Source organism: Streptomyces himalayensis subsp. himalayensis, assembly GCF_013778455.1.
In the GTDB taxonomy this organism is placed as follows: Bacteria; Actinomycetota; Actinomycetes; order Streptomycetales; family Streptomycetaceae; genus Streptomyces; species Streptomyces himalayensis.
The window spans coordinates 573,231-585,538 of sequence record NZ_JACEHE010000001.1; the positions used below are offsets into that span (position 1 = coordinate 573,231).

The 12,308-nt window shown below is 70.8% G+C and carries 9 protein-coding genes; 6 read left to right on the plus strand and 3 right to left on the minus strand.

Annotation, left to right across the window (positions count from 1 at the left end):
* Positions 1–15: 15 nt before the first annotated feature.
* Positions 16–1,920, minus strand: a complete 1,905-nt coding sequence (locus H1D24_RS02495) for a glycoside hydrolase family 97 catalytic domain-containing protein (protein ID WP_181655646.1) — start codon at positions 1,918–1,920, stop codon at positions 16–18.
* Positions 1,921–2,464: 544 nt separating this feature from the next.
* Here H1D24_RS02495 and H1D24_RS42030 point away from each other — a divergent pair.
* Positions 2,465–2,596, plus strand: a complete 132-nt coding sequence (locus H1D24_RS42030; protein WP_258563752.1) for a hypothetical protein — start codon at positions 2,465–2,467, stop codon at positions 2,594–2,596.
* A gap of 62 nt (positions 2,597–2,658) precedes the next feature.
* On the opposite strand, the gene H1D24_RS02500 is transcribed toward H1D24_RS42030, so the two are convergent.
* Positions 2,659–4,242: a purple acid phosphatase family protein gene (locus H1D24_RS02500; RefSeq protein WP_181655647.1), complete on the minus strand. Its 1,584-nt coding sequence runs from the start codon at positions 4,240–4,242 to the stop codon at positions 2,659–2,661.
* A 231-nt stretch (positions 4,243–4,473) separates the two neighbouring features.
* On the opposite strand from H1D24_RS02500, the gene H1D24_RS02505 reads away from it, so the two are divergent.
* From H1D24_RS02505 to H1D24_RS02520, 4 genes are all read left to right on the plus strand, one after another.
* Complete coding sequence (locus tag H1D24_RS02505; RefSeq protein ID WP_181655648.1) at positions 4,474–5,514, plus strand: 3-isopropylmalate dehydrogenase; 1,041 nt, start codon at positions 4,474–4,476, stop codon at positions 5,512–5,514.
* A gap of 249 nt (positions 5,515–5,763) precedes the next feature.
* Positions 5,764–6,852, plus strand: a complete 1,089-nt coding sequence (locus H1D24_RS02510) for a branched-chain amino acid aminotransferase (RefSeq protein WP_181655649.1) — start codon at positions 5,764–5,766, stop codon at positions 6,850–6,852.
* Between the two features lie 345 nt (positions 6,853–7,197).
* A complete protein-coding gene (cimA, locus tag H1D24_RS02515; RefSeq protein WP_181655650.1) occupies positions 7,198–8,961 on the plus strand; it encodes a citramalate synthase in 1,764 nt (587 codons plus the stop codon).
* A 172-nt stretch (positions 8,962–9,133) separates the two neighbouring features.
* Positions 9,134–10,486 carry a hypothetical protein gene (locus H1D24_RS02520; RefSeq protein ID WP_181655651.1) on the plus strand — a complete coding sequence of 451 codons (1,353 nt, stop codon included), beginning with the start codon at positions 9,134–9,136 and terminating at the stop codon, positions 10,484–10,486.
* Here H1D24_RS02520 and sigJ read toward each other — a convergent pair.
* Positions 10,483–11,574, minus strand: coding sequence for an RNA polymerase sigma factor SigJ (sigJ, locus tag H1D24_RS02525; protein ID WP_181655652.1), 1,092 nt, complete (start codon positions 11,572–11,574; stop codon positions 10,483–10,485). The genes H1D24_RS02520 and sigJ overlap by 4 nt on opposite strands.
* A 186-nt stretch (positions 11,575–11,760) precedes the next feature.
* On the opposite strand from sigJ, the gene H1D24_RS02530 reads away from it, so the two are divergent.
* Positions 11,761–12,282: a MarR family winged helix-turn-helix transcriptional regulator gene (locus H1D24_RS02530; protein WP_181655653.1), complete on the plus strand. Its 522-nt coding sequence runs from the start codon at positions 11,761–11,763 to the stop codon at positions 12,280–12,282.
* Positions 12,283–12,308 lie beyond the last annotated feature (26 nt).

Sequence of the window (12,308 nt, forward strand, 5' to 3'; positions counted from 1 at the left end):
CGGTGCCGGCCCGCGTCAGTCGTCGCAGGCCGTACGACCCGCGTACCACCGGCAGGCGATCGCCGCGAATCCGCCGTCCGTCACGACCGGCACGGAGAGGGTGTCGCCGCCGCTGACGACATGGGGTTCGCGGACGAGGCCGGACGGGCCGTCCGTCACGGTCTCCACCAGCCAGCGGCCCGCGCCCAGGCGCATGGGCACGTCCACGGTGTGGGCCGCGCCGGCGAACGTACCGCCGATGAACCAGCGGCCGTCGGCCGCCCGCCTGGCCAGGACCGCGGAGACCCCGGGATCGCCGGTGAGCAGCCGCGTCTCCTCCCAGGCCGCGGGGATCTGCTCCAGATAGCGCCGTGCCTCAGGACGGGCGTCGTACGACTCCGGGGTCCCGGCGAGGTTCTGGATGCCGGACTCGTAGAGCACCGAGAGGCCCAGCTCGCCGGCGTCCGAGCCGACGTTCGGCCGGTAGGGGCGGTGGAACGCGCCCGGCGTGAAGTCCATCGAGCCGATGACGTTGCGGGTGAAGGGCAGGGCTGCCAGGTGCTCGGCCGTGTTGGTGCGCTTCTCCTCGCCGCCGACGCCCTCGAACGTCAGGACGTGCGGCCAGGTGCGCTGGATGCCCTTCGGGATCGTCGAGCCATGGAAGTTGACCATCAGATGGTGATCCGCGGTGGACTGGAGCACCTCGTCGTACCAGCGCATACGGTCCTGGGACTCGGAGTCCATGAAGTCGATCTTGACGCCCTCGACTCCCCACTTCTCCAGCGTGGACAGCCACTTCTCGCGCTCGACCGGGTCGGTGAGCAGGGTGTAGTGCAGCCAGACGTGGATGCCGACGCCGCGGTCGGCGGCATAGCGGACCAGCTCCGGTATCCAGCTGGTGCGCTGCCAGTCCGGGTCGATGACGTCCCACTGGTCGGGCAGGAAGTACCAGCCCGCGTCCACGACCTCGTACGGCCAGCCGCGTTCGGCCGCGTAGTCCACGTACTTCCTCTGCGCCTCCAGGCTGACCCCGGCTTCCTTGCCGCCCGCGAGCCACGTCCACAGCGCGGGGCCCGGCCTGACCCACGAGGTGTCGCGGATCCGGGACGCGGGCGCGAGATCGTCGGTGAACGTCGACTCGGTGACCGTCGCCAGATCGCCGGTGACGATCGCCCGCCAGGGGGTGGTGAGTGTGCCGCCCGACACCTCGACGGGCTCGTCGTTCCAGAGGGCGACGCGGTACGTGGAGGAGCCGGCGTCATGGGTGAGGCGGGCGCCCGCGTAGCTGCCGGTGAGATCCGACTCGGCGACCAGCGCATAGCCGCCGGCCGTCCTGAACAGGGCCTGCATCATGTACGAGCCGGTCGGCGCCGCGGCGGCCCCGTACCGGGTGAACCGCAGCTCGTTGTCCGGCCGGTAGGGGCCGATCACGGCATCCGAGCCGGTGGGCAGCGTGAAGGCTGACGCCTCACGCAGCACATCGCCGGTGGTGCCGGTGTCCGGCAGGACGTAGCGGTAGGCGACGCCGTCGGCGGCGGCGCGGACGACGAGGTCGAGGCGAGCGCCGCCCGTGCCGCGGAAGCTGAAGCGGGACTCCGCCATCTTGACGTTGCGTATGCGGGACTTGCCCGTCGCGGCCTCGTACCGTTCGGTGATCGTGCGGTCCGAGCGGCCGGTGAGACTCAACCCGCCGGAGAGATCGACGTTTTCGGTGACCAGGCCGACCGGCGACGGCTCGATCACGGTCCGGCCGTCGCGTCTCACCGCGAGGGTGGGGCGCCCGTCGTCCGCGTCCAGTCCGACCACGGCCGTTGGGCCGTCGTGCGCCGAGACCTCCCATGACGCGGTCTCGGCGCTGGCCGGCAGAGCCGTCGCGGCCGTGGCGAGCAGCGCGGAGCAAAGCGTCAACATCATGGCGCGGAAGCGTGCTTGGGCTGGCATGCGTAACCCTCCCTGTCATCACGCACAAATGGATTCATCGGATGACTGTGAGAGTGGAGGCGCCCTGAGGGGCTGTCAAGGAATCGCGCAGCGCTGAGTCGGACTGATTCATCGGACTGCTGATCTCGTGAGGGAGCTACGCGGGCCTGCGTGCCTGTGACGACGTTGGCTCCTCGTGGCAGCTGGGCCGGAACGCCGTAGGGTCCACTGACGGCCGCCGCGCGGCCGTCATGCGAGCGACCGTGCGGAGGCCGAAAACCGCCGGTCAGTGGCCGACGAGCATGCCTCAGGGGCGGGGTCCGTCTCAGATAGTAGGAAGTCCGAGTAATTGTGGAGACAGGCGCGCGGTCCTCCCTTAGTTTTGTAGGAGCCGAACGTCTCGCTCGATCCAGCGAATGGCGGTCGCGAGCCCGAGCACCGAGCAGGCAACCCCTGCGGCTCTTGGCCCGCCGCCCTTTCCGGCGCTTCGCAATCCCCCCACGCTTCCGAGCCGCGCAGCCGTTGGGCTGCTCCGAAGCTGTGTGATCTCAAGGAGTCGATCACCATGGCCACTGCGACGCCTGTCCGCCGAGTCCGCCGCGTCTCCCGTACGAGCGAAATCGAGCGCAAGAACGCCGCCGCCGCCCTGCAGCGAGCCCTCGACCGCAGGGACAACGGCGGCGAGACAGGTCACTGACCCCTGCCGGCTGATCAGTGACCTTCCTGGTCACTGGCCCGTGCTGCACGGGGGCCCGGGGGCTAGCCCCCGGGAGAGCGCAGTACCTCGAAGTAGTCGATGCGCTTGCCGCTCTCGGCGAGCGCGGAGACCTTGAGCCGCGCGTCCGCACCGGCCACCGCCTCCACCGCGAGGAACGAGAAGCCGGTGTACCGCACCCGGGACCACTCGACGGTGTCCGGGTCGGGCAGCCGTGACTTCGTCCAGTGGAAGGTGAGGACCGAGTCGCGGTCCTTCACCGCCCCCTCGTAGCTGTCCTCGACGCCAGCCGGGAAGCCGTACAGATCTTTGCCCGCGCCGCCCGCCGTGACGTACACGATGCCGTCGCGCGTCGGATCGGTCGACGCACCGACCGGCACGGGCCGCCCGACCTCGCCGTTCCTGATCGCGTCGGTCCGCTCGTACACATGGTTGTGCCCGTTGATCACCAGATCGACCTGGTGCTTCGTGAACAGCGGCAGCCACGCGTCCCGTACCCCGCCGTCCGAGGCGTGCGTGGACGTCGAGTACATGCAGTGGTGGAAGAACACCACGATGAAGTCCACGGACGGGGACGCGCGCAGCTCCCCGAGGCGCCGGTCCAGCCAGGCGGTCTGCCTGCCCTCCGTGTAGCCCTTGTTGGCGGGGATCTCGTACGAGACGTCGTTCGCGTCGAGCGCGACGACCCCGACGTTGCCGTAGACGAAGGAGTACACGCCCGGGGCGCTCTTCGGGTCGAAGCCGTTCTCCGGGAGCGACCAGCGGGCGGACTGGCCGCCGTAGCCGTTGGGGGAGTACCAGGCCTCCATGTCGTGGTTGCCGGTGGTCACCATCCAGGGCACCGACTTCGCGACCGACTCCGTCTGCGCGAGGAACTGGTCCCACACACGCGCGTCGTACGTGTCCGAGTCCTCACCGTGCCCCGTGGAGTCCGCGTAGCAGATGTCGCCCGCGTGCAGATGGAACGACGGGTTCTGGCCCAGGATCAGCTGGTCGTTGGCCAGGGCGTCATAGCTCACGCCCTGGTCGCCGAAGGCCGTGAACACGAACGTCTCCGGCGTCGCCGGCGCCGTGCGGAAGGAACCGAGCGTGGCCAGCCGCTCGGCACTCGCCGGGTCGAAGCCGTCGTGGCCGACGCCGTAGTAGTACGTCGTCCCGGGCTTCAGACCGTCCAGGGCAACGTGCAGGTAGTACTGGTCGACCGCAGGAAGCTTCGCCGACAGCGCCGGAGTGTGCAGATCCCGCACCTCGGCCTCGATCTTCTGGCCGAGCTCCCACGGCCTCAACCCCACGCGTACGTACGGGTTCCGGACCGCGAACGGCACCTGCCACGAGATCCGCATCTGCGTCTTCGGGTCGGCGCCGAAGGCCAGATGCCGCCCGAAGGGCGCCACCAGCGAGCCGTCCACCGTGACCGTCGCGGACCGCACCAGCGGCGCGGCGGAGGCGGCGCGGCTGCCGTACGCCGCCCCTGAGCTCCCGGCCAGCAGACCGAGCCCACCCGCCGCCCCGGCGGTGCCCGTCAGCACCCTCCGCCGCGTGAGTCTCGCCCGCAGATACTCGTGCTGCTCCGGCATGCTCATGCGCCGGGCGAGCTGCTCGGGGATGCCGACGTTGGGGGTGTCCATGGCGGACAACTTCCCAGCAACGGCCAACGGCGGCCAGTCTCCAGGGTTAACAAAGCCCGTCCGGCGTTTGAGGACGAGGCCGTCAAGGCCGATAAGGGGGTCTGGGGGCGAAGCCCCCGGGGGACGGGAAGGGAAGGGGCGGAGGGGGCGAAACAAACGCGCCGCGGCACCCACCGGTCCGGATTCTGGACGCGACGTGTCAAGGCATGGGACGAGGAGTAGGGTGCCGACATGTCTCGAAGCATCAATCTCGCAGTGATCCCCGGCGACGGCATCGGCCAGGAGGTCGTGGCCCAGGGTCTGAAGGTCCTCAACGCCGCGCTTCCGCAAGACGTGAAGCTCGAGACCAAGGAGTACGACTTCGGTGCCAAGCGCTACCACGCCACCGGTGAGACCCTCACCGACGCCGACCTCGACGCCCTGAAGCAGCACGACGCGATCCTGCTCGGTGCGATCGGCGACCCCTCGGTCCCGTCCGGCGTCCTGGAGCGCGGCTTCCTGCTCAAGCTCCGCTTCGCCTTCGACCACCACGTCAACCTGCGTCCCTCGAAGCTGCTCCCGGGTGTCGGCACGCCGCTGGCGGGCCAGCCGGAGATCGACTTCGTCGTGGTCCGCGAGGGCACCGAGGGCCCGTACACGGGCAACGGCGGCACGATCCGCAAGGGCACCCCGCACGCGGTCGCCACCGAGGTCTCCCTCAACACCGCCTTCGGCATCGAGCGCGTCGTCCGCGACGCCTACGCCCGCGCCCAGGCGCGCCCCCGCAAGAAGCTGGCCCTCGTCCACAAGAACAACGTGCTCGTGCACGCCGGTCACCTGTGGACGGACATCTTCAACAAGGTGGGCGAGGAGTTCCCCGACGTCACCACCGAGTACATGCACGTGGACGCGGCGACGATCTACCTCGTCACGCAGCCCGAGCGCTTCGACGTGATCGTCACCGACAACCTCTTCGGCGACATCATCACCGACCTCGCCGCGGCGATCTCCGGCGGCATCGGCGTCGCCGCCTCGGGCAACATCAACCCCTCCGGCGAGTTCCCGTCGATGTTCGAGCCTGTGCACGGCTCGGCGCCCGACATCGCGGGTCAGGGCAAGGCGGACCCGTCCGCCACCGTCCTGTCCGTCGCCCTCCTGCTGCGCCACCTCGGCTACGAGGCCGAGGCCGCCCGCATCGAGGACGCCGTCACCGCCGACCTCGCGGAACGCGGCGAAACCACTCGTACGACGGACCAGATCGGCGACGCGCTCGCCGTACGAGTAGCCGGCTGATCCGGCGGACTCACCTCTCGAACAACGAGAAGCCGCCGGAGCCCGAGGGCGCCCGGCGGCTTCTCCTATGCGGCCACCGGGTGCCACCATCGACCCCTGGGCCGCATTCACGCCCGGTACGACCACGTTCCCCCTCGCGCGATAATCGAGAAGCGGGACCGCGGTGTGCAGGGAAGCTCGGACGTCCAAGTACCGGTAGTACTGGCGTGAGCGCGGTCCGTCACAACCAACGGTGAAGGACAACCACTCATGACGACGCCCACGATCGAGCTCAAGCCCTCCGCCCACCCGCTGTCCGACGAGGAGCGGGAGGCGATCCTCGCCAGCCCCGGGTTCGGCCGCTACTTCACCGACCACATGGTGACGATCAAGTGGACGGAGGGCCGCGGCTGGCACGACGGCCAGCTCGTTCCGTACGCGCCGCTGTCGATCGATCCGGCGAACATGACCCTGCACTACGCCCAGGAGATCTTCGAGGGTCTCAAGGCGTACCGCCAGCCCGACGGCTCCGTCGCCACGTTCCGCCCCGAGGCCAACGCCCGGCGCTTCCAGGCCTCCGCGCGCCGGCTCGCGATGCCCGAGCTGCCCGTCGAGACGTTCATCGAGGCGTGCGACGTGCTGGTCCAGCAGGACAAGGCGTGGGTGCCCGCGCACGGCGGCGAGGAGTCGCTCTACCTGCGCCCGTTCATGATCGCGACCGAGGTCGGCCTGGGCGTCCGGCCCGCCAACGAGTACCTCTTCCTCGTCATCGCCTCGCCCGCCGGCGCGTACTTCCCCGGCGGCGTCAAGCCGGTCTCCATCTGGCTGTCCGAGGACCGCGTGCGCGCCGTCCCCGGCGGCATGGGCGACGCCAAGACCGGCGGCAACTACGCCGCGTCCCTGCTCGCGCAGGCTGAGGCCGCCGAGAAGGGCTGCGACCAGGTCGCCTACCTCGACGCCGTGGAGCACAAGTGGGTCGAGGAACTGGGCGGCATGAACCTGTACTTCGTGTACGGCGACAAGCTCATCACCCCCGCGCTCACCGGCTCCCTCCTGGCCGGCGTCACCCGGGACTCCCTGCTCTCCGTCGCCCGTGACCTCGGGTACGAGTCCGAGGAAGGCCGCGTCTCCATCGACCAGTGGCGTGAGGACACCGCGAACGGCACGCTCACCGAGGTCTTCGCCTGTGGCACCGCCGCCGTCATCACGCCGGTCGGCACGGTGAAGTCCAAGAGCGGCGAGTGGACCCAGGGCGACGGCGAGCCCGGCGAGGTCACCCTCAAGCTCCGCAGCGCGCTGCTGGACATCCAGCGGGGCGTCGCAGAGGACAAGCACGGCTGGATGCACCGCCTCGGCTGAACCCCCGGCTTCCGCGGACAGACGATGTGGGCGCCGCACAAAAGGGGCGCCCACATCGTGAGACCCCGGGCCCCGTTCGGCGAAGCATGTGGCAGACTGCCGACCATGCTCGCTTTCGCCATGATTATTGGCATCAGCGCGCCGGTCCGCAGTGGCCGCTGACCCCGCGACACACCCTCGCGGCAGCGGACACCGTGCCTCAGACCCGCGCGCAGACCTCTCGCACCCGCGAGAGGTTTTTTCGTTTCCCGGACCCCATCCCGGCCGGAAGCGAGCGCCGCGCGATGATGGGGGCAAGTGGAGCCAGAGATTTCGGAGCCACTCACCGACAGGAGTCAGTCAGCCATGACCAGTCAGGCCACCGACGACAGTTCCCACGCCGCGTCCGCCGCCACGTCGGCGCAGGGCACGGTCACGGGACAGGACATCGCCGCCGCGCAGGGCACCGCCTCGGCGGGGGGCACGGTGCCTCCGCAGGGCACCGCGTCCGCCCATGACACGGCGTCCGCGTCCGCGCCCCGCCTCGACGACAGCTTCCACGTCTTCGACACGACGCTGCGCGACGGCGCCCAGCGCGAGGGCATCAACCTCACGGTCGCGGACAAGCTGGCCATCGCCCGGCATCTGGACGACTTCGGCGTCGGCTTCATCGAGGGCGGCTGGCCCGGGGCCAACCCGCGGGACACCGAGTTCTTCGCCCGTGCCCAGCAGGAGATCGGCTTCAAGAACGCCCAGCTCGTCGCGTTCGGCTCCACCCGCCGCGCCGGCGCCAAGGCGGCCGAGGACCCGCAGGTCAAGGCGCTCCTCGACTCCGGCGCTCCGGTGATCACGCTGGTCGCCAAGTCGCACGACCGGCACGTGGAGCTGGCCCTTCGCACCACGCTCGACGAGAACCTCGAGATGGTCCGCGACACCGTCTCCTATCTGCGCGAGCAGGGCCGCCGCGTCTTCGTCGACTGCGAGCACTTCTTCGACGGGTACAAGGCCAACCCCGAGTACGCGAAGGCCGTCGTCCGGGCCGCCTCCGAGGCCGGGGCCGACGTCGTCGTACTCTGCGACACCAACGGCGGCATGCTGCCCGCCCAGGTCCAGGCCGTCGTCTCCACCGTGCTGGCCGACACCGGCGCCCGGCTCGGCATCCACGCCCAGGACGACACGGGCTGCGCGGTCGCCAACACCCTGGCCGCCGTGGACGCCGGTGCCACGCACGTCCAGTGCACCGCCAACGGCTACGGCGAGCGCGTCGGCAACGCCAACCTCTTCCCTGTCGTCGCCGCGCTGGAGCTCAAGTACGGCAAAAGGGTTCTGCCCGAGGGCGCCCTCGCCGAGATGACCCGCGTCTCGCACGCCATCGCCGAGGTCGTCAACCTCACGCCCTCCACGCACCAGCCGTACGTCGGTGTCTCCGCCTTCGCCCACAAGGCCGGCCTGCACGCCTCCGCGATCAAGGTCGACCCGGACCTGTATCAGCACATCGATCCCGAGCTGGTCGGCAACACCATGCGGATGCTCGTCTCCGACATGGCAGGCCGCGCCTCCGTCGAGCTCAAGGGCAAGGAGCTCGGCATCGACCTGGGCGGCGACCGCGAGCTCGTGGGCCGCGTCGTCGAGCGGGTCAAGGAGCGCGAGCTCCAGGGCTACACGTACGAGGCCGCCGACGCCTCCTTCGAGCTGATGCTGAGGGAGGAGGCCGAGGGCCGCGCCCTCCGCTACTTCCGCGTCGAGTCCTGGCGCGCCATCGTCGAGGACCGCCCCGACGGCACGCACGCCAACGAGGCCACCGTGAAGCTGTGGGCAAAGGGTGAGCGCATCGTCGCCACGGCCGAGGGCAACGGCCCCGTCAACGCCCTCGACCGCGCGCTGCGCGTGGCCCTGGAGCGGATCCACCCGCAGCTCGCCAAGATGGAGCTCGTCGACTACAAGGTCCGCATCCTGGAGGGCAAGCACGGCACGCAGTCCACGACGCGCGTGCTGATCTCCACCTCCGACGGCGAGGGCGAGTGGTCCACGGTCGGCGTCGGCGAGAACGTCATCGCGGCGTCCTGGCAGGCGCTGGAGGACGCGTACACGTACGGGCTGCTGCGGGCCGGAGTGGTCCCCTCGGAATAGGCGGGGAGTAGGCGGCGGGCTCGGGGCTGCCGCACGGACCGCACCCCGCCGCGCCTCAGCGGCGGGGGGTCTGGCCCGTCCCGGCCCCGGCAGCACACCCCCGCCCACCGGCAGGACCTGCCCCAGCCTGGGGGATGACCTTATTTGCCGGATTTCCGGTACTTTCGTAGGTATGAAGGCCGTACTGATACGAGTACTCCGGGGCCCGGCACTCGTCCTTGCGGCCGCTGTCCTGGCGGTGCTGTCCGTATCGGCACCGTCCGCCCAGGCGGCCACGGACGTCGGCACGGTCGCGGAGGCCCTGCGCGACAACCCTGTCTACGTCGACCCGGACGCCTCCGGCCTGCTGCCGTCCGGCGCCGCCGACGATCTGGCGAAGAAGATCAAGGACGCCGACAAGCCCGTCTTCGTCGCCGTGCTGCCCGAGGGCTTCCCCACGGACAACCTCTTCCAGAACCTCCGTACCGAGACGGGCATCACCGGCCTGTACGCGATCCGGCTCGGTGACGGGTTCGACGCCCGCGCGGACAGCCGCGTCCTGTCCCGAGACGCCGTCCAGAACCTGGTGACGAGCGTCCAGGGCGAGGACGCCACGACCCAGCTCAACGACTTCGTCGACAACGCCGTGCGCAACATGGGCGGCTCGGCACCGGCGTCCTGGGGCGACACCGGCGACGGCGTCTCGACCGGCGCGCTGATCGGCGTCGGCGCCGCGATCGTCGCGGGCGGCAGCGGTGCGTACGTGATCGCCCGCCGTAACCGTCGCAGGCGCGAGGAGGAGCAGCGTGCGGCCCTCGACAAGCTCAGCGTCGTCGTCGACGAGGACATCACCGCCTTCGGCGAGGAGCTCGACCGGCTCGACTTCCACCCGGCCGAGCCCGGCGCGGACGACGCGATGCGCGCCGACTACGAACGCGCCCTCGACTCCTACGAGAAGGCGAAGTCCCTGATGGCCGCCGCCCAGCGCCCCGAGGAGGTGCGAGGCGTCACCCAGGCGCTGGATGACGGCCGCTTCGCGCTCGCCCGGCTGGCCGCCCGCCGCGAGGGCCGCCCGCTGCCGGAGCGGCGCCCTCCGTGCTTCTTCGACCCGCGCCACGGCCCGTCGGTGACGGACATGCTGTGGGCCCCGCAGGACGGCGCCGAACGCGAGGTGCCGGTCTGCGCCGCCGACGCGACACGTCTGAAGGACGGTGCGGAGCCGATGGTCCGCGAGGTCGAGACCGACGCCGGCCGCCGCCCGTACTGGGAGGCGGGCCCCGCCTACGGCCCCTGGGCGGGCGGCTACTTCGGCGGCGGCCTCCTGCCGGGCCTGCTCGTAGGCACTCTGCTCGGCAACCTGATGGCCGGCCCCGCGTACGCCGCCAGCTACGGCGCCGGATACGGCGACTTCGGCGCGGACGCCGGCTACGGAGGCGGCGACGTGTCGGGCGCCGACTTCGAATCCGGCGACTTCGGCGGAGGGTTCGGAGGCGGCGGCTTCGGAGACGGAGGCTTCGGCGGTGGGGACTTCGGGGGCGGCTTCTAGGGCTGCCCTCCCTGCCCCTGTTCCCCGTGCCTCCGACCCTGTTCGCCGTGCTCTGGGACCTGTTCGCCGTGCTTCGGGACTTGTTCCCCGTGCTTCGGGACGCGGGAGAGCTTGTCCGGATTGGTGACGAGGTAGACGCCGGACACCTGGTCTCCCTCCGGGGTCAGATCCATGACCATCACGGCGTAGGGGGAGTCGCCGGCGAACACCACGGCGGAGGGATCGCCGTTGACGCGCCGGTACTCGACGGCCATGCCCTCCGGGCGGCGGCGCGAGCTGTACGAGGCCAGCAGCCGCGCGACCTTCTCGCGGCCGTGGACCGGCCGCAGCGCCGACGAGCGCCTCTTGCCGCCGCCGTCGGACCACAGCGTCACATCCGGCGCGAGGATCTCCATGAGCGCCCCCATGTCGCCCCCGAGCGCGGCCGCGACGAACCGCTCGGCGGCCTCCTGCTGGACCCGCGGGTGCGCCTCGAAGCGCGGACGACGGGCGTGCACGTGCTCTCGGGCCCGGTGGGCGAGCTGGCGTACGGCCGAGGGGGTGCGGTCGAGGATCGCGGCGATCTCGGTGTGGGCATAGCCGAAGACCTCGTTCAGGACGAACACGGCCCGCTCCAGCGGGGTGAGCGTCTCCAGGATCACCAGCATCGCCATCGAGACGGACTCGGTGCGCAGCGCCTGATCCGCGGCGTCGCCGCTCTCCCCGCCGGCGGCGTCGACCACGGCGGCGCTTCCGGCCACCAGGGGTTCCGGCAGCCACGGCCCGACGTACGTCTCGCGCCGGCGGCGGATGACCGCCTGCCGGGCCAGCGCATGGTTCACCGCGATCCGCACGAGATACGCGCGCGGGTTCCCGATCTCCTCCAGCGGAGACCTGCGCCCTCTGCCGGTCAGCGAGAGCCAGGTCTCCTGGAGGACGTCCTCGGTGTCGGCGACGCTGGCGAGCATGTTGTAGACGATGGAGAACAGCAGCTCGCGGTGGTCGACGAAGAGCCGCGTGGCCGTGTGCAGGGGCCCACTCCCGGCCCCCGTCCGTGACGGACTCGACTCTCGTGACGGACTCGGCTCTTGTGCCGGACTCTCGGACATTCGCCCTCCTTGGACGCTCATATCTGAGAGGGCGGCAGCCCGCAAAGTTGTGACATCGACGACGGACTGCCGGTACGAGCCCCAGCCTGCGGCTACGGCAGGAGAGGGCCGGGCGGGCCGGGCTGACCCGGCGGCGTAGAGTCAGGCGGGATCCCCGCGCGTACAGCCCCGTGATCCGGCCCGGCAATGGAAGGAAAGACCGTGGAAGACGTCGTGGCAACGGTGCTGCGGCAGTGGCAGCAGGTCCGCCCCGAGCTCGACACCGCCCCGATGGCGCTCATCGGGCGGCTCAACCGCTGCTCCGCGCTGCTCCAGCAGGCCGCGGACGCCCCGCTGACCCGAGCGGGCCTCAGCCGTCCGGAGTTCGACATCCTGGGAACGCTGCGCCGCGTGGACCGGTCGCTGACGCCGAAGCAGCTGGCCCGGGAGACCTTCGCCTCCGGGGCCGCGATCACCAAGCGGGTACGGACGCTCGAGGAGCGCGGCCTCGTCGGGCGCCGCGCGGACGAACGCGACCGCCGGGTCAGCCATCTCACGCTCACCGACCAGGGCCGCGAACTCATCGACGAGCTGCTGCCCGAGCAACTCGCCTACGAGGCCACGCTGCTGGCCGGCCTCAGCGAGGAGCGCCGCCACGGGCTCGCGACGGAACTCGGCGATCTGCTGCTGGTGCTGGAGGGACGGCTCGGGGGAGCACTCCGGCACTGACCCGGGGCGCCGTGGCTCCCGGGGTC